This window comes from Rhizobium johnstonii 3841 (assembly GCF_000009265.1).
GTDB classification, from domain to species: Bacteria; Pseudomonadota; Alphaproteobacteria; order Rhizobiales; family Rhizobiaceae; genus Rhizobium; species Rhizobium acaciae.
This window is the reverse complement of sequence record NC_008380.1, coordinates 1,520,810-1,544,182: the sequence shown is the minus strand read 5'-3', so window position 1 is coordinate 1,544,182 and position 23,373 is coordinate 1,520,810. Positions and strand designations below refer to the sequence as shown.

The following is a 23,373-nucleotide window of genomic DNA, read 5'->3' as shown; positions in this document are numbered from 1 at the left end:
ATGAAATTTCTATGCCAGATCTGGTTCGACACGGAAAAAAGCAAGCTGGTCCCCCAGACCGAATGGGATGCGCTGACACAGGAGTGCATCATCAGCGACAATCGCTGGCGCGAGAGCGGTCATCTGCTGGTGGCGCTTGCCTTGCATGACCCGTCAACAGCGATCACGGTCCGCCTGCGCAATGGCGACGTCTCTGCGACCGATGGCCCATTTGCCGAAATCAAAGAGCATCTCGGCGGTTTTGTGCTGATCGAAGCCGAGAATATCGACGAGGCGAAGACGATCGTGTCGAGTTTTCCGATCCTCAAATATTGCTCGATCGAAGTGCGCCCGACTTACGCTATCCAGGATGGGAAATAGCCATGCGCTACATCTGCCTGATTTATAGCAGCACCGACACCGACGGAACGCTGACGCCTGATGAAACCGACGAACTTATCAAAGCGCATTTCGCTTTTGATGAGGAGCTGTGCCGCGAAGGCATCATGATCCACTCCGATGCCTTGGAGATGCCTGACAAGGCGACCGTGCTGCGCGTTCGCAACAACACGCTCTCCGCCACGGACGGCCCCTATGTCGAGACGAAGGAGCACCTGGCCGGCTTCTACGTCATCGAGGCGCCGGATGTGATGAAAGCCAGGGAGATTGCCGGGCGGATCCCGTCGGCGCGTTTCGGCGCGGTCGAACTCCGGCCCGTGCGGATACTGACCCTGCCGGATTGAGGTGACCGATTGGAAAGCGTCATCGAAGAAATCTACCGAACGCAGTCGCGCCGGGTGCTGGCGACGCTGATCCGTCTGCTCGGCGATTTCGACCGGGCGGAGGAGGCGGTTCACGACGCCTTTGCCGCCGCCGCCCGGACATGGCCGACAGACGGCATTCCCGGCAATCCCTTCGCCTGGCTCGTTTCGACGGGGCGCTTCAAGGCGATCGATACGATCCGGCGGCGGGTGCGTTTCGATGCTTCGCAGCATCACATCGAGGACAGCCTCTACACGCCCGATGCAACGGAGATCGGCGACATGGAACCGATCGAGGACGACATGCTGCGGCTGATCTTCACCTGCTGCCATCCGCTCATCCCGGCCGATGCGCAGATGGCGATGGCGCTCAGGGAAATCTGCGGGCTGACCACCGAAGAGATCGCCCATGCCTTCCTCATTCCGGCGCCGACGGTAGCGCAGCGGATCGTGCGCGCCAAAGGCAGGATCCGGGCGGCGAATATCCCCTACGAGGTGCCGGGCCGCGAGGCGCTGCCGCCGCGGCTAGACCGGGTGCTGCACGTCATCTACCTCGTCTTCAACGAGGGCTATTCGGCCTCTTCGGGCGAGGAGGTGGTCCGCGCCGACCTGACCGCAGAAGCGATCCGTCTGGCGCGACTGCTTCTGGCGCTGCTGCCGCATCCCGACGTCTCCGGCCTGCTGGCCTTGATGCTGCTGCAGGATTCCCGCCGCACCGCCCGCCGAGTCGGAGACGGATCGCTGGTGCTGCTTGCCGATCAGGACCGCTCGCTCTGGGATCATGCGAAGATTGCGGAAGGCCTGACGCTGCTCGCTGCGGCGATGGAAGCCGGAGAGATCGGCATCTATACGCTGCAGGCGGCGATCGCCGCCGAACATGCCAAGGCGCCCGCTGCCGAAGAGACCGACTGGCGGCGGATCGCCTTTTATTACGATTTGCTTCTGGCAGCACAGCCCTCCCCGATCGTCGAGCTCAACCGCGCCGTGGCGATTGCCATGGCGGAAGGGCCGGCGAAGGGGCTGGAACTGGTCGATGCCATTCTGGGACGCGGGGAGCTGCAGGCCTATCACCTCGCCCATTCGGCGCGCGCCGATTTCCTGCGCCGTCTCGGTCGGAGGCAAGAGGCGATCGCCGCCTATCAAACAGCGCTGTCGCTCTGCCGGCAGGAGCCGGAGCAGGCGTTTCTGAGAAGACGGATTTCAGAGCTTGCCGCGACGTCCGAGCGGTAGTGAGATCGCCGTGCCGGTGAGCGCCGAGACGATGATCAGCAAGTGGGCATTGACGCTTGCCTGCGCCAGCGCGGCCAGGGCCAACCGCTCGCTCGAGGCGCCCAAAGCGATGGCGCCGGCAGTGATGCCGGCCGGATAAGTGCCGACGCCGCCTGGCGCATGCATCGGCAGCACGGAGGAGAGTTCGCCGCCGAGCGCGCCGCCGAAGCTTGCCGCCATCGGCAGCACGCCCATCAGGCCGAGCGCCCATGCGAGCACCATCACCTTCACCACCCAGTTGACGATGGTCATCGCCCAGGCGCGCGCAAAGGCGATGGCATCAAGCGGCAAGCCGTTTTCGATCTCGGCGACGAATTTCTGCGCCTTGTTCGGCAGCAGTCTGGCGGCCAGGCGCAGCAGCGGCTTGCGGGCGGCGAAGGCCGCGACCGGCAGCAGCAGGAAGACAGTCCAGAGCGACCAGGCAATAGCGGCATCGGCTGAAGCGATCGCAAAGCCGATGCCGGCGGCGGCCAGAAGCGCGTGCAGGTCGAGCAGCCGCATGACGAACAGCGCCGAGGTTCCGCGCGTCAGCGGAATGCCGAATTCGGTGCGCATCAGCAGCGGAAAGCTGGTCTCGCCGGCGCGGAAGGGCAGCATGATGTTCAGCAGATTGTGGATCTGCGTGACGCGGAAGAGGACCGCGAACCGCCCAGCCGTTTCCTTCGGAAAATAATCATAGATACGCCAGGTGCGCAGGAAATAGGTGCTCGTCAGCAGCACCAGCGCACCGATCACCGGACCCGCGCCGACATCGGCCCACTGCCTGATGATAACAGGCCAACCCCAGAACCATTGGATGAAGAGGCCATAGGCTGCGACGATGACGACCGTCAGAACGGTCATGCGATTGCGCATAAACCAGGATTGCCGGCTTTCAACGATCGAACTCTTCATGTAGTAGGCATTCCTTGCTTGGCTTCGGCATAGGCAGCGGTTCCGTCGCCAGGCCTTTTAGGAGAAATGAAGGTTGCGCACAACGACGGAGTTGATGGCGGCGGTGGCGAACATGCTTCCACGCCGACGATCCGATCGGCCGTGATGGCGCCTTGCCGGCTTGACGTGGAGATCGATGTTGGAGCGGATTACCAGAAGCATTACGAGCGCAAGCATTTTTCTGGCGGCCTATTTCCTGCTGAACATCGCGCTTCGCATCGCCTTGCCGCATACGCTCGATCTCGACGAGGCGGAGCAATCCTTCTACTCGCAATACCTGCTTGCCGGCTACGGCCCGCAGCCGCCCTTCTACAACTGGATCCAATATGCCATCGTTTCGGTGACCGGCATATCGATGTGGGTGCTCTCGGTGCCGAAGAACATCATTCTCTTCGGCTGCTATCTCTTCTACGGGCTTGCTGCCCGCGAGGTGCTGAAGAGCCGTTCGCTCGCAGCGCTCGCCATGCTGAGCCTGATTACCCTGCCGCAGGTCGGCCTGATGGCGCAGCGCGAATTGACCCATACGGTTGCCCTGCTGTTTGCGACCTCGCTCTTCCTCTTCGGTTTTTTCCGCACACTGCGCCAACCGACGATCGGGAGCTATCTCCTCATCGGCATCGCCACCGGCATCGGGCTCATCTCGAAGTATAATTTCGCCATCCTGCCATTTGCCGCCCTCATCGCCGTGCTGCCGGAGCGGGAATGGCGCAGCCGTCTCATCGACTGGCGTTTGCTGCCGGCGGCCGTCCTTGCCATTCTGATCGTGCTGCCGCATGCGCTCTGGCTGCCCGACAATCTCGCCAGCGCCTCTGCGCCAACGCTGGAGCGAATGACTGCCGAACACCTGGCCCCGGCCGGCCTCCCGCGCATCGGGCAAGGACTGCTGTCTCTCGTCATCGCCGTCCTCGGCTTCGTCGCATTGCCGATCGTCCTGATCGCTGCCGCCTTCCGGCGCGACTTTTTTCGCGCGCTCTCCTCTTCCAGCCCGATGATCCGGGTGATCGAACGGATGATGGTCATCAGCCTGCTCGCCTTCGTCGGCGTGGTCCTCTTCGCCGGCGCGAGCGATATCCACGAGCGCTGGCTCGACCCATGCCTGCTTGTCCTGCTGATCTATCTGTTCCTGAAACTGGAAACCGCAGACATCGATCTTTCCGCCGGTCTTGCGCGCTTCCGACCCGTGGTGCCGGTCTTCATGGTCGTCATCCTGTCGATCCTTCTTTTCCGGATCGTCGGCATTCAATACATCGGCACTTATACGAGAACGAACGTACCCTTTTCCGGCTACGTGGCTGAATTGACCGCGACCCGCAAGCCGGTTCTCATCGTGGCGGGAACCAAGTTCATTGCCGGCAACATGCGGCTGCAGTTTCCCGATGTTCCCGTCGTGATCCCGTTCTTCCCCGGCCCCGGAGTTCCCGAATATGCGGACGCGAAGGGACCGGTGCTGGTTATCTGGCGCGGCGAGACCGCAGATGATCCGACAATTTCCCCCGGCTTCGCCAATGACCTCGTCAAATCGGGCATTCATCTGCCAGAGTTGAAGACGCTGACGCTGCCCTATCTCTTCGGTGACGGCAAACGCAGCTTCTCCATTGGTTACTCCTGGGTGGAAGGCGGCGCGAAATAGCGCCCCCGGCAGATCAGCCGATTGCGGGAATCCGCATTGCCCGCTGGCAACCGGCGGACACTTCATGTAGTAGCCTTCCGCAAGTGCGGCGGCAGCATTAAAGATTGCTCGACCGTCCGGCCTTTTGGAGATGAAAGTTGCAGACAACCGTAGAGCCCATTCGCGGTACGAATGATCCGGTACAATCGCTCGAACTGTCGCTGGTCGTGCCCATTTTCAACGAAGAGCAAAGCGTCGGCCCGCTCGTCGAGCGTGTCGCGGCTGCGATGGTCAGCTACCCCCATCGCTGGGAGCTGATCCTCGTCGACGACGGCAGCACGGATGCGACGCTCGTCAACGCCCGCAAATATGTCGGACGCGAGGGGCTGGCGCTCAGGATCGTCGAGCTGCAGCGCAACTTCGGCCAGACAGCCGCCATGCAGGCCGGCATCGATACCGCCCGTGGCCGCCTGATCGCGACGATGGACGGCGACCTGCAGAACGATCCGAAGGACATTCCTTCGATGGTCTCCGAGCTGGAACGGCGTGAACTCGATCTCTTGGTCGGCTGGCGCAAGAACCGCAAGGACGGTCTGTTCCTGCGCAAGATCCCCTCCTGGTGCGCCAACTACCTGATCGGCCGCATTACCGGCGTCAAGCTGCACGATTACGGCTGCAGCCTGAAGATCTACCGTGCCTCGATAATCAAGCAGGTGAAGCTGATGGGCGAGATGCACCGCTTCATCCCCGCCTGGGTCGCCGGTGTCGTGCCGAGCTCGCGCATCGGCGAGATGGCCGTCACCCACCACGCCCGCGAGCACGGCGTTTCGAAATACGGCATCTCGCGCACGTTCCGCGTCATCCTCGATCTGCTGTCGGTGATGTTCTTCATGCGCTACAAGGCGCGGCCGGGGCATTTCTTCGGTTCGCTCGGCCTAGGCCTCGGCGCTCTCGCCATGCTGATCCTGCTCTATCTCGGCTTCGACAAGTTCATCCTGGGCAACGACATCGGCACGCGACCGATGCTGATGGTCGGCGTCGTGCTGCTGCTGTCGTCGGTGCAGATGATCACCACCGGCATCCTGGCGGAAATGATCGCGCGCACCTATTACCGCGACGATGCCTCTCCGAATTATATCGTGCGGCAGATCTTCGACGATCAAAGCCAAGCCTAAGCCGGCAGCACGATGCTGGAGCGCGCGACGAGGACGATTAAAACCGCGGGCCTGCTGCTTGCAGCCTATTTCGTGCTCAACATCGTGCTGCGCATCGTGCTTCCGCATTCGCTGGAGCTCGACGAGGCCGAGCAATCCTTCTTCTCGCAATATCTGCTGGCGGGCTACGGCCCGCAGCCACCCTTTTACAACTGGATGCAATATGCCGTCGTTTCGGTGACGGGCATCTCGATCGGAGCGTTGATCGTTCCGAAGAACATCCTGCTGTTCCTGTCCTATCTCTTCTATGGCCTCGCCGGGCGGCGCGTGCTGAAGGACGAGGCGCTTGCCGCTGTCGGCATGCTGGCGCTGATCACCCTGCCCCAGGTCTCCTACATGGCCCAGCAGGATCTGACCCACACGACGGCGCTGCTCTTTGCCAGCTCGCTGTTTCTCTACGGCTTCTTCCGCACGCTCGACCGGCCCGATATGGCGAGCTACCTGCTGCTCGGGCTTGCGACCGGCATCGGGCTGATCTCGAAATATAATTTCGCGCTGATGCCTGTCGTCGCCTTGATCGCCATCCTGCCCGACGCCGAATGGCGGCGCCGGGCGCTCGACTGGCGCATGCTGGCAGCGATCACCGTCGCGCTCGTCATCGTCCTGCCGCACGCGGTCTGGCTGCAGGGCAACCTCGCATTCGCCTCCTCCGACACTCTGGTCAAGATGGCCGCCGGCAGCGAACCCGCAGGCGCCGTGCGGATCGGCAAAGGCCTTCTCGCCTTTCTCGTCGCCATCATCGCCTTTGCGGCGCTGCCGGTGGTGATATTCGCCGCCACCTTCCGCCGGGATTTTGTCCGGGCGCTTTCGGCAGGCAACCGCTGGACAGGGATGATGGAGCGGATGATGCTCGCAAGTCTTGCCGGCATTGCTCTCATCGTGCTGTTCACCGGCTCCACCACGGTGCGCGAGCGCTGGCTCGACCCCTTCCTGCTGGTGCTGCCGATCTATTTCCTGGCGAAAATGCAGGCCGCCGGGCTCGACCTTTCCGCCGGACTGCGCCGCTTCCGGCCGGTGCTGCCGGTGCTGATGGCCTGCGTGCTAATCGCACTCGGCTTCCGCGTCGTCGGCGCCGGGCTGATCGGCACTTACAGCCGGCCGAATGTGCCAATGGCGGGTTTCGCGCGCGAGATGACGCGACAGGCGGAACCGGCGCTGGTGATTGCTTCCGACACCTATATCGGCGGAAACATGCGGCTGCAATTTCCCGATGTGCCGGTAGTGATCCCGGATTTTCCGGCGCCGGGCATTCCAGCCTATGCCGAGGCCAAGGGGCCGGTGCTGATCGTCTGGCGCGGCAAGAAGACGGCGACGGCTGCCGATGCGGTCATGCCGGAGCGGTTCTCTTCGGCGCTGACGGCGGCGGGCATCGCGCTGCAGGAGATCGGCTCGCTGTCGCTTCCCTATTATTTCGGCCGCCAGGGCGACAATTTCGCGCTCGGCTACGCCTGGGTTCGGCCGGAGACCAGATAGGATGACCGAGAGCAACCGTCGCGACATCAGTTGGATCTTCGCCCTGCTGGCCGCCTATTTCGTGCTCCAGGTCGGCGTGCGGCTCGCAACCTCGCATTCGCTCGATCTCGACGAGGCCGAACAGGCCTTCCGCTCGCAATGGCTTGCCGCCGGCTACGGCCCGCAGCCGCCCTTCTACAACTGGCTGCAATACACCGTCTTCCAGTTTGCCGGCGTCTCGCTAACCGCCCTTTCCATCGTGAAGAACCTTCTGCTCTTCATCTCCTATCTGCTCTACGGCCTGACCGCGCGGCTCGTGCTGCGCGACAAGGCGCTGGTGGCGATCGCCACGCTCGGGCTGCTGACCATCCCGCAGATGGCTTTCGAGATGCAGCGCGACCTGACGCACACGGTCGCGGTGTTCTTCTCGGCCAGCATCTTCTTCTACGGCTTCATCCGCAGCCTGAAGCAGCCAAGCCTTGCCTCCTATCTGATCGCAGGCATCGGCATCGGTTTCGGCCTGCTTGCCAAATATAATTTCGCGATCCTGCCGGCGGCAGCCCTGATTGCCGCGCTTTCGGATGCGCGCCTGCGGCCGCGGATCTTCGACTGGCGGCTGGGGCTGACGGCGGCGGTGGCGCTCGTCATCACCCTGCCGCATCTCTTCTGGCTGAAGGACAATCTCGATTTCGCCACCGCACGCACACTGGAGAAGATGACCGCGAGCGGCGATGCGAGCTATCTCACGCAGGTGGCGATGGGCGTCAGCTCGCTCGCTCTCGCCATCATCAGCTTTGCCGCATTGACCGTGGCGGTGTTCGCGATCGTCTTCGGCAAGAGCCTTCGTCCGGCGCTCGGCTCCGGCTCGGAATGGACGCGGCTTCTCGAGCGGATGATGCTCGTCTTCTTGGCCGGCATTCTGCTTCTGATCGTCTTCGGCGGTGCGGCCGGCATCAAGGATCGCTGGCTGGTGCCGATGCTCTTCATCCTGCCGCTCTATTTCTGCCTGAAGATCGAGGCCGCGGGCGTCGAGACCGGCAAGGCGTTGCGGCGCTTCATACCTGTCGTCGCCGTCATCATGATCGGCGTGCCGGCGGCCCTCTACGGAAGTGTTGCGGCCGCACGCTTCACCGGCCATTACGAGCGGCTGAACAGGCCTTATGCCGGCATGCTGGAAATCCTGCGCAAACAGGCCGAACCGGCGGCGATCCTTGCCGGCGACAGCCTGCTCGCCGGCAATCTCAGGCAGGATATTCCCGGCGTGCCGATCCTCTCCGCGGATTATCCCGGCTTCAACCCGGATCTTACCAGCCGACGACCGCTTCTCCTCGTGTGGCTCCTCCCCAAGGGCGGAAGCGAAGCGCTGCCGCCTGATATGGCTGAATGGCTGCAGGCCAATCTCGGCACGTCCGCACCTGAGGCGTCGGTGATCGACGTGCCCTATTTCTACGGGCGCGGCGACGACCGCTACCGTTTCGGCTATGCCTGGGTCAATCAGCCTGGCTGAGCGCAATCAGGGTTTCAGCTCCTTCCAGGCCAAATCGAGCGCCAGCCTGGTAATCCTCGCCATCTCGTCCACCTCGGCGTGGCTGATGACGAGCGGCGGCGAGGCGAGCATGCGGTCGCCGGTGGCGCGCAGCACCAGACCGTTCGCCAGCGCGTGGTTGCGCACCAACGCACCGACCTGATCGGGCTTGGCATAACGGGTGCGCGTGCTCTTCTCGGCGGCAAGCTGCAGGCCGCCCATCAGGCCGATGCTGACGGCTTCGCCGACCAGATCATGGTCTGCCAGCGCTGCCCAGGCCTTGCCGAAATAGGGGCCGATATCGTCGCGCACGCGTTCGACCAGTCTTTCCTCTTCGATGATGCGCAGGTTTTCGAGGGCTGCGGCAGCGCAGACCGGGTGGCCGGAATAGGTGAAACCGTGGTTGAAGTCGCCGACCTCGTTGATCAGCACATCGGCGACGCGGTCGCTGACGAGCACGCCGCCGATCGGCAGATAGCCGGAGGAAAGCCCCTTGGCGATCGGTGCCAGATCGGGTTCGACGCCGAAATACTGGTGGCCGAACCAGGCGCCCAGACGGCCGAAACCGCAGATCACCTCGTCGGTCACCAGCAGGATATTGCGCGCCTTGCAGATGCGGTCGATCTCCCGCCAGTAGGTCTCGGGCGGGATGATGACGCCGGCAGCCCCCTGTACCGGCTCAGCGACGAAGGCGGCGACATTCTCCTCGCCCAGTTCGTCGATCTTCGCTTCGAGCTCGCGGGCAACCTTGAGACCGAATTCGGCGGGTGAGAGATCGCCGCCCTCGCCATACCAATAGGGCTGGCCGATATGGACGATGCCCGGGATCGGCAAGTCGCCCTGCTCATGCATGTATTTCATGCCGCCGAGGCTGGCGCCGGCGACGGTCGAACCGTGATAGCCGTTCTTTCTCGATATGACGATCTTCTTCGACGACTTGCCGACGGCGCTCCAATAGACGCGGGCCATGCGGAACCAGGTGTCGTTCGCCTCCGAGCCGGAGCCGGTGAAGAAGATATGGTTGAACCGCTCGCCGGCATGGGAAGTGACCTTCTGCGCCAGCAGCGTCGCCGGCGTCGAGGTCGTGCCGAAGAAGGTGTTGTAATAGGGCAGCTCGTTCATCTGCCTGGTGGCGGCATCGGCGATCTCCCGGCGGCCATAGCCGATATTGACGCACCAGAGGCCGGCGAAGCCATCGAGATATTTCCTGCCGTGATTGTCGAAGATGTAGACGCCCTCGCCGCGCTGGATGATACGCGCGCCCTCGGCATTCAGCTTCTTCATGTCGGCGAAGGGATGCAGGTGGTGCGCAGCGTCGATCGCGGCAAGGTTCGAGGGTGGGTAAGTATCGGGCATGATTGGTAAAGACCCTTGCGGATTGAAAGGCTGATGTCGATGAGATAGGAGCTTGGCCTTGTCCCGGAGGATTTTCAAGGTCATGGCAAGCGACAGGATGCACGGCAAGGCCGACAACGGTGACCCGCGTTTCGAGGTCCTGATCGTCGGCATGAACGGCGACCTGCGCGGCAAGCAGCTTCCGCCTGGCACCGAAGACAAGGTCTGGGCCGGCGACATCCGCCTGCCGACCTCGACGCAATCGCTCGACATCTGGGGCGACGACAATGACGATATCACCGGGCTGTCGCTGACGATCGGCGATCCCGACGGCAAGGTCATCCCCGACCGGCGCAGCCTGGCGCCGATGCCCTGGGCGCCCGAGGGCTCGATGCAGGTGCTCGCAACCATGCATGAATTCGACGGCAGCCCGAGCTTCATGGATCCGCGCGCCATCCTCGCCTCGGTGGTCGAGCGCTATGCGGCGCGCGGGCTGACGCCCGTCGTCGCCACCGAACTGGAATTTTACGTGATGTCGGGTGACTGGCGCGAGACCGGACGCCCCTGCCCGCCGGAAAGCCTGACCTATCGCGGCGAACCGAACGGTTTCCAGCTCTACGACATGAGCGCCGTCGACGCGCTCGATGGCTATTTGCAGACGCTGAGGGCCTATGCGAAGGCGCAGAACCTGCCGGCGGATGCGACGACGGCGGAGTTCGGTCCGGGCCAGTTCGAGTTCAACCTGCTGCACCGCGCGGATGCGCTGGCAGCCGCAGACGATTGCCTCTATCTCAAGCGCATCGCCGAACAGGCGGCGCGCCGGCATGGGCTGAAATCGACCTGCATGGCCAAGCCCTATTCCGAACATGCCGGCTCCGGCCTGCATGTGCATGCGAGCATCATCGACGGGCAAGGCCGCAACATTCTCGATGCCAAGGGCGGCGAACCGAAGCTCATCAAATCGGTGATATCAGGCCTGCTCGATACCATGCGCGCGGCGCAACTGATCTTTGCTCCCTTTGCCAATTCCTACCGCCGCTTCCAGCCGGGCTCGTTTGCGCCTGTGGATCTGACATGGGGCAGCGGCCATCGCGGCACGGCGATCCGCATCCCCGACAAGGATGGCCCGGCCGCACGCATCGAACACCGCGTCGCCGGCGCCGACGCCAATCCCTATCTGCTGCTGGCAGCGATCCTCGGCGGCATGCTCGCCGGTCTCGATGGCGAACTCGACCCCGGCGAAGAGACGACGCCCTCGCACATACCTGCGAATACGACGCGACTGACGCATGATTTCCTCAGCGCCGTCGAGACCTTCCGCACCTCGCCGTTCATCGCCGATATCTTCGGCGCGCGCTATCAGGCGCTCTACGGCGACACCAAGCGCAAGGAAGCGCTTGCGCATCTGCGCACCGTTTCGGATTTCGACTACCGCACCTATCTGCCGCGGCTCTGAAATTACGCAGCGCCGACTTACGCAGCGGGCCGACTTACGCAGCGGGCTCGCGGCGTTCGTCCGCATTCACTTGAGCGGCGAGACCCTGCTTGACGAGAACCTTCAATTCGCCCGGATGCAGCCGGATCGAGACATCGCGTTCGAGCGGCAGCAGCTCGCCGTCCATGACGCAATTGGCCTTGGAACGCAGTTTCGGGAAATGCAGGTGCACTTCGGCCGGGTGCATCACCATGACATCGGCATTCTCGCGGACCTTGCCGCGCAGCATGTCGATGGCGAGACGGGCGACGCCGAGGGGTTTCAGCGGATTTGCCGTGTAGAAGCCGAGTTCGCCGCTTCTCAAGTTATCGGCGTAGAGCAGCGCGTTCTCGCCGAAGGGATTGTTGGAGACTGATATGGCCGACACCCTGCGGCGCTCGCGCATGCCGATCGCCTCGAACTCGACCTCGAATTCCGGCGGGTTGAAGATGACGCCCAAAGCCGCCTTGGTGCTCGCCCGAATCTTGCCCAGCCGGGAACGATAGCTGTAGGCGTTGCGGTAGCGCACCATGCGGGCATGCAGGCCGGCGGAAAACTGGTGGATGAAGGGCCGGCCGTTGGCGCTGGCGATATCGACATTGTCGACCTCGCCGGAGGCAAGCACATCGAGCGCCTGCCAGATATCGAGCGGCACACGCAGCGAGCGGGCAAAGAGGTTCATCGTGCCGGCTGGCACGACGCCGAGCGCAATTCCGTTTTTCCAGGCAATCGATGCCGCCGCCGAAATCGTGCCATCGCCGCCGCCGGCAACGATGCCGTCGATATCGTCGCGCTTGGCCGCCCGCTCCATGGCAGGAACGATTTCCTTTCCTGAGAAGACGATGGCGTCGAAATCGTGCCCCGCTTCGCGGAAAGCCGTCTCCGCCCTTTTTTCATAGGCCAGCATGTCGGTGGTCTTGAAGGTTCCGCCGTCGCGATTGAAAAAGCCTACAAGCTTCATAAGAGCTCCCGTCTCTGGCGCGGAAATGCTCCTGCCTTGCCCCTGAGATGGTTGCGGTATCGCCGATTTCAAGCGCAACCTTCTTTCCTGACAAAGGGCAGAAATGCAAAAATTGCAATAGACGTATGCACATAGCAGGACGCTGCACTGCAAAAAATGCACTCGACGGCAGGCCGGACCTCACGGATAGATGCTCTATCGGAGAGATCGTCTCCACCTCCCGCCATTTCCACCGATCGGCTTGCGGCCGCGCCTGCGCGCCAGGGCCATTGCCAAGCAGAAACCGCCTCGAGGAGCTCTCGTGAGTGAGATTGCCGCCAATATTTCAGTTGATAGCCGGGATCAAGAGCTGCCGTCGGCAATGACCGTGGCACTGGTCCAGCTGGCGCTCGCCTGCGGCGGCTTCGGCATCGGCACCGGCGAATTCGCGATCATGGGATTGCTGCCCAATGTCGCCCAGACCTTCTCGGTCACGACGCCGCAAGCCGGCTACGTCATCAGCGCCTATGCGCTCGGTGTCGTCGTCGGCGCACCTGTTATTGCCGTGCTCGCCGCGAAGATGGCGCGCCGCACGCTGCTTTTGACCCTGATGCTGATCTTTGCCGCCGGCAATATATCGAGCGCCATGGCGCCGACATTCGAAAGCTTCACGCTGCTGCGCTTCGTAAGTGGCCTGCCGCATGGCGCCTATTTCGGCGTCGCGGCCCTTGTCGCCGCCTCGATGGTGCCGGCGCATCGCCGCGCCCGTGCCGTTGGCCGCGTCATGCTCGGCCTGACCGTTGCCACACTTCTCGGCACGCCTTTTACGACCTTCTTCGGCCAGTCGCTCGACTGGCAGGTGGCGTTTTTCTCGGTCGGCGTGCTCGGCCTGCTGACCGTGGTGCTGATCTGGTTCTACGTTCCGAAGGACAGGGTTTCCGCGGAAGCGGGCTTCCTGCGAGAACTCGGCGCCTTCCGCCGGCCGCAGGTGTGGCTGACGCTCGGCATCGCCGCCGTCGGTTACGGCGGCATGTTCGCGATGTTCAGCTATATCGCCTCGACGACGACTGAGGTGGCGATGCTGCCGGAAACAGCCGTTCCGATCATGCTGGTCCTCTTCGGCGTCGGCATGAATGCGGGCAATTTCATCGGCTCGTGGCTCGCCGACAAATCGCTTCTCGGCACGATCGGCGGGTCGCTGATCTATAATATCGTCGTGCTGACCACCTTCTCGCTGACCGCCGCCAATCCCTATTTGCTCGGTCTCTCCGTCTTCCTCGTCGGCTGCGGCTTTGCCGCCGGCCCGGCGCTGCAGACGCGGCTGATGGATGTCGCCGCCGACGCGCAGACGCTTGCGGCCGCGTCCAACCATTCCGCCTTCAACATCGCCAATGCGATCGGCGCCTGGCTCGGCGGCCTCGTCATCGCCGGGGGTTACGGTTTTGCGGCGACCGGTTATGTCGGCGCGGCGCTGTCCTTCCTCGGCCTGTTCGTCTTTGCAGCCTCTCTACGCCTCGAGCGCCGCGATCGGAGCGCGCAGGCCGTCTGAGGCCAGGCGCAGCTCGCGGCCTTCCGGGCTGCAGAAGACATAATCGTCACCCCAGGCGGCCAATGCCTGGATGACGGGCTCGAGCGTCATGCCGAGCGGCGTCATTGCATATTCGACCCTTGGCGGCACAACCGGATAGACGGTGCGTGATACCAGGCCAGACTCTTCCAGTTCACGCAGCTGCTTGGTCAGCATGCGCTGGGTCACGGCCGGCAGTTTACGCCGCAATTCGTTGAAGCGCAGGGTTCCTTGCATCAGATGAAACAGGATCACGCCCTTCCACTTCCCGTCGAGGTAAGTCAGCGTCGCTTCGACCGGGCAGCCGGGGAAATTCTTGACGAGCTTGGCGCGCGGCAATGACATTTTACAGTATCCTTTTGGGTACTACGTACAGAATTTGTGCATTCTTGCGTTGTCAGAACATAGTGCGCATCTAGCTTCCGTGCAACGAACACAGGAGTTTCCCATGCGCGCCGTCGCCTATAAAACGCCCCAACCGATCTCCGCCGAAACCTCGCTGATCGATGTCGAGCTGCCGATGCCGGAGGCTGGAGGCCATGATCTGCTCGTCGAGATCAAAGCCGTTTCGGTCAATCCCGTCGACGTCAAGGTGCGCGCCCATTCCGCACCGCCCGCAGACGAGTTGAAGGTGCTCGGCTGGGATGCCGCCGGCATCGTCAAGGCCATCGGCGCTGATGTCACCCTGTTCAAGCCCGGCGACGAGGTGTTCTACTCCGGGGTCATCAGCCGCCCGGGCAGCAATGCCGAATTCCATCTCGTCGACGAGCGCATCGTCGGCACCAAACCGAAGAGCCTCGACTTCGCTGCCGCCGCCGCCCTGCCGTTGACCTCGATCACGGCCTACGAGGCGCTGTTCGACCGGCTGAAGGTGCAGGACGCGGTTTCGGGAGCGGGACGCGCCATCCTGATCATCGGCGGCGCCGGCGGCGTCGGCTCGATCGCCATTCAGATCGCCCGGGCATTGACCGACCTGACGGTGATCGCCACGGCCTCGCGCCCGGAAACGCAGGGCTGGGTGAAGGAACTCGGCGCACATCATGTCGTCGACCATTCCAGGCCGATCGCGCCGCAGGTTGCAGCGCTCGGCATCGGCGCGCCGGGATTCATATTCTCCACCACCAATACCGACAGCCATATCGGCGACATCGTCGAAGCGATCGCGCCGCAGGGCCGCTTCGCGCTGATCGACGATCCGAAGATGCTCGATATCGTGCCCTTTAAGCGCAAGGCCGTCTCCGTTCATTGGGAGCTGATGTTCACCCGCCCGCTCTACGGCACGCCTGACATGATCGAGCAGCACAAGCTGCTGAACAAGATTTCCGAGCTCATCGACGCCGGAAAGATCCGCACCACGCTTTCGGAGATCGTCGGGCCGATCAATGCGGCAAACCTCCAGACGGCGCATGCCATGGTCGAAAGCGGCAGGATGAAGGGCAAGGCGGTGCTTGCAGGATTCTGAGATCGCAGCCGGCAGGGCCGGTGTTTTTCGGAGCAGCAAGATCTACAAACCATGTCCGCCAGAATGCCGCATCGCGGGGGTGCGGCATTCTGGCGTTAAGCATTTATCCCGCTTGACTTTTTCCGCGTGCGAGACCACCTAGCATTCACGTGGATGACGCTCGTCAGCCACGGATTTCAACGGAGCCATCATAACGATGCCAAGCGACAGTAGTAGTCGATTGCCTTTGCCGTACGCGGCCCTCGTGCGCTGACCGACTCCTGTCGGCTCGCCCGATCGGACGCTACGGCGGATCGACGGAAAGGCGAGCCTCAAATGAATATCAATCGCTTCCCTCTTCGGGCAGGCCATGCCGCCCGTGCCTTCATCAACAACAGCCGCGGCGCAACGATCGCCGAACGCGTCGAAGCGTTGAACGCGCTCAGCGTACAGGACGCCGGACGTGTACTAACCGGCATGCCGCTGGACTATGCCGTCAACATCCTCGACCGGCCGGAGCTTCGCAACGCCGCACAGATTCTTGCGCTGATCAGCGCCGAAGACGCCGCACGGCTGCTGCACGGCATGTCGAACGACCGCGTCGCCGACGTGCTGCTCGAGCTCGACGGCGAGACCCGCGCCCGGCTGTTCTCCAGCCTCGACGAACCGGTGCGCATTGCGATCCAGCACTTGATGGGCTATCCGCCGCGCACGGCCGGCGGCATCATGACGACGGAGTTCGTCAGCGTGCCTGACAGCTGGACCGTCGCCCGTACACTCGACCATGTGCGCCAGGTCGAACGCTCGCGCGAGACCGTCTACGCCATCTATGTGCTGGACGAGGTCAGCCATGCGCTGCTGCATGTGGTGACGCTGCGTCGCCTCATCACCGGCGAGCCCGAGGCTTCAATCCTCTCGGTGGCACAGAAGGGCGCGCCGGTTTCGGCCAATCCGCTGATGAAGCAGGAGGATGTCGCCCGGCTGATCCGCAAACACGACCTGCTCGCCCTGCCCGTCACCGACGAACAGGGGCAGATTCTCGGCATCGTCACCGTCGACGACGTGATCGACACGATGATCTCAGACACGACGGAAGCGGCCCAGAAGTTCGGCGGCATGGAGGCGCTCGGCCAGCCCTACATGAAGATCAGCTTCGCCGGCATGATCCGCAAGCGCGCCGGCTGGCTCGCTGCGCTCTTCCTCGGCGAGATGCTGACGGCAAGCGCCATGCAGCATTTCGAAGGCGAGCTGGAAAAGGCCGTGGTGCTGACGCTGTTCATCCCGCTGATCATGAGCTCGGGCGGCAATTCCGGTTCGCAGGCGACCTCGCTGATCATCCGGGCGCTTGCGCTCGGTGAGTTGAAGCTTTCGGACTGGTGGAAGGTGCTTTTGCGCGAACTGCCGACGGGCATCGTGCTGGGCGCGATTCTCGGCCTGGTCGGCTTCATCCGCATAGTCTTCTGGCAGTCGGCCGGGCTCTACGATTACGGCCCGCACTGGCAGATGGTCGCCGTCACGGTGTTTGCCGCCTTGATCGGGATCGTCACCTTCGGCTCGATATGCGGCTCGATGCTGCCCTTCGTGCTGCAGAAGCTCCGGCTCGATCCGGCCAGCGCGTCAGCCCCCTTCGTCGCCACGCTGGTCGATGTCACCGGGCTCGTCATCTACTTCTCGGTGGCGCTGCTCATCCTCAGCGGGACGCTGCTCTAACCCGCAAGCAAGCCCCGAGGGGAATTATTTTCCCTCGGGCAGCTTCAACGGCCCATGCGTCTTGATGCTGCGGATGGCGAAGTTCGAGCGGATGTCGCTGACATTCGGCAAGGTCAACAGCGTTTCCGTCAGAAGCCGTTCATAGGCGGCGAGATCCTCCACCACCACTTCGGCGAGGAAATCGGCAGTACCCGAAATCAGGAAGCAGGAGACGATCTCGGGGATGGCAAGCAGCGCCTTCTGCTGCGCCTCGGAATTCTCGCGGCTGTGATGGACGACCTTGAATTCGACGAAAACGGTGAGGCCGAGACCAACCTCCTTGCGGTCGATATCCGCCCTGTAGCCGCGAATGATGCCGGACCGTTCGAGATTGCGGATGCGGCGCAGGCAGGGCGACGGCGAGAGGTTCACCTTCTCGGCGATTTCGACATTGGTGGCGCGCGCATCCTCCTGCAGGCACTTCAGGATGGCGATATCGAATTTGTCGAGATTTGGCATTTTCGCGATACCTGTCGGCGTCAATTGGCAGAAGATTGCGTATAGCAATATTTTAGAGCCATAGATAGCAAGGACATGCCTTGGCCTCTGGCGCTAATCTTTTCTTCAACCGGACAGGCTCCGGACGGAAGAAAGGATCGAGACGATGACCACCATTGCATTTACAAACGACAAGTCGCCGTCGCAGGTGCTGGGTTATGCCGGCGGCACCATTACCGTGCTGATCTGGGCGACATGGTTTCTCGTCACCCGCCACAGCGCCGCAACGCCCCTCGGCTCGATCGATATCGGGCTGATCCGCTTCGGAATTCCGGCGCTGGTGCTTTCGCCTGTCTGGCTGAAGACCGGACTGCTGCCGAAGGGCCTGCCGCTTCACCTGCTGGCGATCATGGTGTCCGGTTCGGGCGCCGTCTTCTTCCTGCTGACCACCCTGGCAATCCATTCCACGCCGGCGGCCTCTTCGGGGATTCTTCTCGGCGGCTCGATGCCGCTCGCCGCGGCGCTGATCGGGATTGCGCTGTTTCGCGAAAGACCTGACGGCACACGCATCGCCGGGCTTATCGCAATCGTTGCCGGCGTGCTGATCCTGCTCACGCGCAGCCTTGCAGACGCCTCGCTGCCATGGACCAGCTTCGTATTGCTGCCGGCTGGCGCCGTTCTCTGGGCAAGCTATACGCATGCCTTTCGCCGCTCCGGTCTGACCGCCGTCCAGGCGAGCGCCCTGATCGCCGTCTGGTCGTTCCTGATCATGGGCACGCTTGCCCTCGTCTTCGGCGTCTCGCTGCCACAGGCTACTCTCCCGGAGATCGGCCTGCAGGTGCTGAGCCAGGGCGTTCTTTCCGGCCTCGTCGCGATGGTCGCCTACGGCACCGCCGTCAGAACACTCGGTGGAACACAGGCCGCCGCCTTCACGGCGCTGACGCCGGTGCTCGCGACGCTTGGCGGCGGCTTGCTGCTTGGCGAAGCGATCGGCATGACGGAAATCAGCGCCGCCGTGATCACCGGCATCGGTGTGGCGCTTTCGACGGGTATCGCCACGCCACGCCGCTGAAATCCAACACCAACAGCAGATGGAAAGCCGCCTGCAGCCATCGCTGCGGCGGCTTTTTCATGAAGACAGCGTCCTTACCGAGCTTGGGACGAACACGTCAGGCCTGGATGACGACGACCCTGGCGCCGACTTCGACGCGGCTATAGAGGTCAATCACATCGTGGTTCATCATGCGGACACAGCCGCTCGACATGGCAAGACCAATCGATTGCGGCTGGTTGGTGCCGTGGATGCGAAAATGCGTGTCGTTGCCGCCACGAAAGAGATACATCGCCCGCGCACCGAGCGGGTTGTTCGGGCCGCCCGGCATGCCGCCGGCGAGCTTGCGATAGCGCTCTTCGCGGCGCTGCATGTTTTCGGTGGGCGTCCAGCTCGGCCACTCGGCCTTGCGGCCGATATAGGCGTTGCCGGCAAAGGCCAGCCCCTCGCGGCCGACACCGACGCCATAACGCATCGCCCTGCCGCCGCCGAGGACGTAATAGGCGCGCCGCGCGGGTGTATCGACGATCACGGTGCCGGCAGCATGCGTGGTTTCGTAGGCCACTTCCTGGCGGCGGAGCTCCGGCCTGATCTTGTCGATCGGCACCTGCTTCAACGGGAATTTTTCGTCCGGAAGTGCGGCATAATTCGTCTGGCTGTTCAGAACGGTCGAAGAGCAGCCGGCCACGAAAAGCGGCAGAGCGATCAGAAAGCCCCGGCGGGAGATCGTCATGAATGTGTCCTTAGTGCGTCAACTTGATGTCGCAAGCTAAGGAAATTATGGTTAACGAACGGCTAACAGCCTCCGGCAGAAGGCGATCACGAAGGCGTCAGCACGCAAGAATTTTCGCGGTGGGGATAATCCGGTCTCACATATTCGGATAGACCGGCCCCTCGCCGCCCTGCGGCGGCACCCAGTTGATGTTCTGGTTGGGATCCTTGATGTCGCAGGTCTTGCAGTGCACGCAGTTCTGGGCGTTGATGACGAAGACGTCCTTGCCGTCCTTTTCCACCCATTCGTAGACTCCGGCCGGACAGTAGCGCGTCGACGGACCGGCATAGATGTCATGCTCGGACGACTTCTGCAGCGCCATGTCCTTGACCTGCAGATGCACCGGCTGGTCCTCCTCGTGATTGGTGTTCGACAGGAACACCGAGGAGAGGCGATCGAAGGTCAAGACGCCATCGGGCTTCGGATAGGCGATCGGCTTGTGCATCGAGGCAGGTTCGAGCGACTGGGCATCCGTCTTGCCATGCTTCAGCGTGCCGAAGACGGAAAAGCCGAACAGCGTGTTGGTCCACATGTCGAAGCCGCCGAGCGCCACGCCGAGCGCGGTGCCGAACTTCGACCAGAGCGGCTTGACGTTGCGGACACGCTTGAGGTCGCGGCCGATATCGCCCTTGCGCCATTCATTCTCGATCTCGATCACGTCGTCATGGCTGCGGCCGGATTCGATCGCGGCGGCGATCTTCTCGGCCGCCAGCATGCCCGACAGCACCGCATTGTGGCTGCCCTTGATGCGCGGCACGTTGACCAGACCGGCCGAACAGCCGATCAGCGCCCCGCCGGGGAAGGAAAGCTTCGGCACCGACTGGTAGCCGCCCTCGGTGATGGCACGCGCCCCATAGGACAGCCGCTTGCCGCCCTCGAAGGTGGTGCGGATCGCCGGATGGGTCTTGAAGCGCTGGAACTCCTCGAAAGGATAGAGATAGGGGTTCTTGTAATTGAGGTGGACGACGAAGCCGACGGCCACCAGATTGTCTTCCAGGTGATAGAGGAAGGAGCCGCCGCCGGTCTTCATGCCGAGCGGCCAGCCGAAGGAATGCTGCACCAGGCCTGGCCGATGGTTTTCCGGCTTGACCTGCCAGAGCTCCTTGATGCCGATGCCGAATTTTTGCGGTTCACGGTCCTTCGAAAGATCGAACTTGGCAATCAACTGCTTGGCGAGCGAGCCGCGCACCCCCTCGCCGATCAGCACATATTTGCCGAGCAGTTCCATGCCGCGGGTATAGTTCGGGCCGGGCTCGCCGTTCTTCTCGATGCCCATATCGCCGGTCGCGACCCCGATGACGGCGCCCTCTTCATTGTAGAGTACTTCGGTTGCGGCAAAACCCGGATAGATATCGACGCCGAGTTCTTCGGCCTTGGTCGCCAGCCAGCGACAGACGAGCCCAAGCGAGACGATGTAGTTGCCGTGATTGTTCATCAAGGGCGGCATCAGCACATTCGGCAGGCGAACAGAGCCGGCGGGGCCGAGCAGCAGGAAGTGATCGGCGCTGACCTTGGTCTTGAACGGATGATCGGCCTCGTCACGCCAGCCGGGCAGCAGCCGGTCGATGCCGATCGGATCGACGACGGCGCCCGAGAGGATATGGGCGCCGACTTCCGCGCCCTTCTCCAGCACGACGACGGAGAGTTGCGGATTGACCTGCTTCAACCGGATCGCCGCCGCAAGACCGGCAGGACCGGCGCCGACGATCACAACGTCGAATTCCATGCTCTCGCGTTCTGGCAGCTCAGTCGTCTCGGTCATTCACTCGTCTCCGCTTGGCGGCACGCGGCCGTCATCCCGTCATGGCACTTTCTTGTCAAAACGAGAAAGCATTGTCGAGCCGGGATACGACAGCCAATCTTCCAATTCGCACAATGATGAGGCCTCGTGGGAAAGAATTACATAACGCTTACGTCAACGTCAATTATCAAACGCTGCCGAACCGGTTACATGCCCTTTCCTTTTCCGCCGCTTGCGCCTTATACATCGCTCAAAGCTATCGGAGGACAATCATGGATCTCGGCATCAAGGGCAAACGGGCACTCGTCCTCGCCTCTTCGCGCGGCCTCGGCCTCGGCATCGCCGTGGCGCTGGCGCGGGAGGGCGCAAACGTGCTGCTCTGCGGGCGCAGCGGCGAACAGCTGGAGGCCAATTGCAAGGCGATCAATGCCGAAGGCAAAGGCCGGGCCGACTGGATCTGGGCCGATCTCGGGGACGAACGCTTCGTCGAGATGGTGACGACGGCGGTGAAGGAGAGGTTCGGCGGGCTCGATATCCTCGTCAACAATACCGGCGGACCAACGCCCGGCACGACGGAGGACATGACGGGCGAAAAGCTCGAAAGCTATTTCCTCTCCATGGTCGCGCGGGTGATCACGCTCACCAATGCGCTGCTGCCCGGCATGAAGGCGCAGGGCTGGGGCCGCATCCTGACGGTTGCCTCGTCCGGCGTGATCGAACCAATCGCCAATCTGGCGCTGTCGAATACGCTGCGCCCGGCCCTTGCCGGCTGGAGCAAGACGCTTGCCTCCGAAGTGGCGGGCTTCGGCGTCACCACCAACCTGCTCTTGCCCGGCAGCATCCTGACCGCGCGGCTCGACGATCTCGACGGGGCTGCGGCAAAGCGGACCGGCAAGAGCCTCGAGGAGATCCGCACCGACAAGGAAGCGCGCATTCCGGTCGGCCGCTACGGCAGGGTCGAGGAATTCGCCGCAACCGCAGCCTTCCTCTGCAGCCAACCGGCAAGCTACATCACCGGCTCGCTCATCCGCTGCGATGGCGGCGCGGCACGATCCGTCTGACATTCCCTCTCAGCCGACGCGGGCAGCCGCCGCCCATGTCGCCACACTTCGGATCATCTGTTCGACGTTCGCCGGATCGTCCGCAAGTTCGGCGAGCTCGGACAGACGATGGAAGCCGGTCAGGATCGCAACGCGGCGCCGGTCGAGCCTGCGTCCGGTCAGCATTTCATAGGCCGATATGATGCGCGCGGTCAGATCGGGCGAGATGAAGTTCGAGTAGATGAATTCCTGGTGCAGCGGGCCGAAGCCTGAATCGGCGAAATCATAGATGCCGTTCAGCCTCCTTTGCGCATGGTCGAAGGCCATGTTCCAGCCATGACCGTCGAAGAAGCCGTAGATGTTGCCGTAGGGGTCGGGCGGCAAGGCTTCGAAATCCGAAATAATGGCCTGCGCAAAGCTCCTGATGTCGGGCGGCAGCAGCGGCAAAGCCTTGGTTCGTGCCGTCTCGGGCGATTGCCATGGCCGGATAGCCCCTGCACCGGCCGACCGTATGCGATCGGCATCGAGCACATGCAACTCGGCGTAAAAACGCGCGAGATCTTCCGCGAGGCGCTGACGATCGCCTTCGCCAAGCGCATCGTAATCTTCGGCAATGAGATGTTCGCCGTCGAGCTTGGCATGGCTGGAGAAGATCGGCGGCCCGTCGTGAATGCGCATGTCGGGAACCGCCATCGACAGCGACGGCCGAACGACATCGAGCAAGGCGGCTTCCTTCACAAGCGCTCTTTCCGCACTTGGATGGCGCGGAAACTTGAAGATCAGCGTGTCGTCGACGTCGACGGCAAGCGAATCCCAGCCCTTCGCCGCCAGCCTGAAGACGGAGGCCGTGAGTTCAGGATATATGCTCGTTATGAGAGAGCGAAACTGGCTGGCGTCCAACTCGGTCATGACGATCTGCCTTCTCTAGTTTTTCCGCATTCTTCCCGCGCGATGGACGGCATACGGGTCGGCATCGTTGCCGGGCGCACCACCCGCGCCGCCGCCGTCGGACGGCATCGGATTACACTGGCTCTATATTAGTATAGTTTGAATATTACGGAATATTCATTACAAAATTTTAAG

21 protein-coding genes are annotated in these 23,373 nt (G+C 62.7%); 13 read left to right on the top strand and 8 right to left on the bottom strand.

What is annotated here, in order from left to right:
* From RL_RS07655 to RL_RS07645, 3 genes are read left to right on the top strand one after another with little or no spacing between them, the layout of a single operon-like run.
* A complete protein-coding gene (locus tag RL_RS07655; protein ID WP_011651172.1) occupies positions 1 to 360 on the top strand; it encodes a YciI family protein in 360 nt (119 codons plus the stop codon).
* A 2-nt stretch (positions 361 to 362) separates the two neighbouring features.
* A complete protein-coding gene (locus RL_RS07650) occupies positions 363 to 722 on the top strand; it encodes a YciI family protein (protein WP_011651171.1) in 360 nt (119 codons plus the stop codon).
* Positions 723 to 731: 9 nt separating this feature from the next.
* Complete coding sequence (locus tag RL_RS07645) at positions 732 to 1,970, top strand: RNA polymerase sigma factor (protein WP_011651170.1); 1,239 nt, start codon at positions 732 to 734, stop codon at positions 1,968 to 1,970.
* Here RL_RS07645 and RL_RS07640 read toward each other — a convergent pair.
* Positions 1,941 to 2,903 carry a lysylphosphatidylglycerol synthase domain-containing protein gene (locus tag RL_RS07640; RefSeq protein WP_011651169.1) on the bottom strand — a complete coding sequence of 321 codons (963 nt, stop codon included), beginning with the start codon at positions 2,901 to 2,903 and terminating at the stop codon, positions 1,941 to 1,943. The two genes, RL_RS07645 and RL_RS07640, sit on opposite strands and share 30 nt — an antisense overlap.
* A 175-nt stretch (positions 2,904 to 3,078) precedes the next feature.
* Here RL_RS07640 and RL_RS07635 point away from each other — a divergent pair, with 175 nt between their 5' ends.
* From RL_RS07635 to RL_RS07620, 4 genes are all read left to right on the top strand, one after another.
* Entirely contained in the window at positions 3,079 to 4,572 is a 1,494-nt protein-coding gene (locus RL_RS07635; RefSeq protein WP_011651168.1) for an ArnT family glycosyltransferase, read from the top strand.
* A 137-nt stretch (positions 4,573 to 4,709) separates the two neighbouring features.
* Positions 4,710 to 5,726, top strand: coding sequence for a glycosyltransferase family 2 protein (locus tag RL_RS07630; RefSeq protein ID WP_003546851.1), 1,017 nt, complete (start codon positions 4,710 to 4,712; stop codon positions 5,724 to 5,726).
* Between the two features lie 12 nt (positions 5,727 to 5,738).
* Positions 5,739 to 7,238, top strand: coding sequence for a glycosyltransferase family 39 protein (locus RL_RS07625; RefSeq protein WP_011651167.1), 1,500 nt, complete (start codon positions 5,739 to 5,741; stop codon positions 7,236 to 7,238).
* A gap of 1 nt (position 7,239) precedes the next feature.
* Positions 7,240 to 8,724 carry an ArnT family glycosyltransferase gene (locus RL_RS07620; RefSeq protein ID WP_011651166.1) on the top strand — a complete coding sequence of 495 codons (1,485 nt, stop codon included), beginning with the start codon at positions 7,240 to 7,242 and terminating at the stop codon, positions 8,722 to 8,724.
* A 6-nt stretch (positions 8,725 to 8,730) separates the two neighbouring features.
* Here RL_RS07620 and RL_RS07615 read toward each other — a convergent pair whose 3' ends face one another.
* Positions 8,731 to 10,098 (bottom strand): aspartate aminotransferase family protein, encoded by a 1,368-nt coding sequence (locus tag RL_RS07615; RefSeq protein WP_011651165.1) that lies wholly within the window; start codon positions 10,096 to 10,098, stop codon positions 8,731 to 8,733.
* A gap of 82 nt (positions 10,099 to 10,180) precedes the next feature.
* Between RL_RS07615 and RL_RS07610 the strand changes: the two genes are divergently transcribed.
* Positions 10,181 to 11,533, top strand: coding sequence for a glutamine synthetase family protein (locus RL_RS07610; RefSeq protein ID WP_041936542.1), 1,353 nt, complete (start codon positions 10,181 to 10,183; stop codon positions 11,531 to 11,533).
* Positions 11,534 to 11,567: 34 nt separating this feature from the next.
* On the opposite strand, the gene RL_RS07605 is transcribed toward RL_RS07610, so the two are convergent.
* Complete coding sequence (locus tag RL_RS07605) at positions 11,568 to 12,512, bottom strand: diacylglycerol/lipid kinase family protein (RefSeq protein WP_011651163.1); 945 nt, start codon at positions 12,510 to 12,512, stop codon at positions 11,568 to 11,570.
* A gap of 301 nt (positions 12,513 to 12,813) precedes the next feature.
* Here RL_RS07605 and RL_RS07600 point away from each other — a divergent pair, with 301 nt between their 5' ends.
* On the top strand, positions 12,814 to 14,040 hold the full coding sequence (locus tag RL_RS07600; protein WP_011651162.1) for an MFS transporter: 1,227 nt from the start codon (positions 12,814 to 12,816) through the stop codon (positions 14,038 to 14,040).
* Here RL_RS07600 and RL_RS07595 read toward each other — a convergent pair.
* Positions 13,999 to 14,403 (bottom strand): winged helix-turn-helix transcriptional regulator, encoded by a 405-nt coding sequence (locus tag RL_RS07595; RefSeq protein WP_011651161.1) that lies wholly within the window; start codon positions 14,401 to 14,403, stop codon positions 13,999 to 14,001. The genes RL_RS07600 and RL_RS07595 overlap by 42 nt on opposite strands.
* Positions 14,404 to 14,506: 103 nt before the next feature.
* Here RL_RS07595 and RL_RS07590 point away from each other — a divergent pair, with 103 nt between their 5' ends.
* Both RL_RS07590 and mgtE read left to right on the top strand, forming a co-directional pair.
* A complete protein-coding gene (locus tag RL_RS07590; RefSeq protein ID WP_011651160.1) occupies positions 14,507 to 15,520 on the top strand; it encodes a zinc-binding alcohol dehydrogenase family protein in 1,014 nt (337 codons plus the stop codon).
* 315 nt (positions 15,521 to 15,835) lie between these two features.
* The gene (gene mgtE, locus RL_RS07585) at positions 15,836 to 17,209 is read left to right on the top strand and encodes a magnesium transporter (RefSeq protein ID WP_011651159.1); all 1,374 of its coding nucleotides are present in this window, start codon (positions 15,836 to 15,838) and stop codon (positions 17,207 to 17,209) included.
* Between the two features lie 24 nt (positions 17,210 to 17,233).
* Here the strand turns inward: mgtE and RL_RS07580 are convergent, their stop codons facing one another.
* On the bottom strand, positions 17,234 to 17,707 hold the full coding sequence (locus tag RL_RS07580) for an Lrp/AsnC family transcriptional regulator (RefSeq protein ID WP_003546825.1): 474 nt from the start codon (positions 17,705 to 17,707) through the stop codon (positions 17,234 to 17,236).
* A gap of 145 nt (positions 17,708 to 17,852) precedes the next feature.
* Here RL_RS07580 and RL_RS07575 point away from each other — a divergent pair, with 145 nt between their 5' ends.
* A complete protein-coding gene (locus tag RL_RS07575) occupies positions 17,853 to 18,758 on the top strand; it encodes a DMT family transporter (RefSeq protein WP_011651157.1) in 906 nt (301 codons plus the stop codon).
* A 97-nt stretch (positions 18,759 to 18,855) separates the two neighbouring features.
* Here the strand turns inward: RL_RS07575 and RL_RS07570 are convergent, their stop codons facing one another.
* Positions 18,856 to 19,470, bottom strand: a complete 615-nt coding sequence (locus RL_RS07570; protein WP_011651156.1) for a L,D-transpeptidase — start codon at positions 19,468 to 19,470, stop codon at positions 18,856 to 18,858.
* Between the two features lie 136 nt (positions 19,471 to 19,606).
* Positions 19,607 to 21,271, bottom strand: coding sequence for an electron transfer flavoprotein-ubiquinone oxidoreductase (locus tag RL_RS07565; RefSeq protein ID WP_011651155.1), 1,665 nt, complete (start codon positions 21,269 to 21,271; stop codon positions 19,607 to 19,609).
* Positions 21,272 to 21,522: 251 nt separating this feature from the next.
* On the opposite strand from RL_RS07565, the gene RL_RS07560 reads away from it, so the two are divergent.
* Positions 21,523 to 22,311, top strand: a complete 789-nt coding sequence (locus RL_RS07560; protein WP_011651154.1) for an SDR family oxidoreductase — start codon at positions 21,523 to 21,525, stop codon at positions 22,309 to 22,311.
* 9 nt (positions 22,312 to 22,320) lie between these two features.
* On the opposite strand, the gene RL_RS07555 is transcribed toward RL_RS07560, so the two are convergent.
* Positions 22,321 to 23,199, bottom strand: coding sequence for a phosphotransferase family protein (locus RL_RS07555; RefSeq protein ID WP_011651153.1), 879 nt, complete (start codon positions 23,197 to 23,199; stop codon positions 22,321 to 22,323).
* Between the last annotated feature and the right edge of the window lie 174 nt (positions 23,200 to 23,373).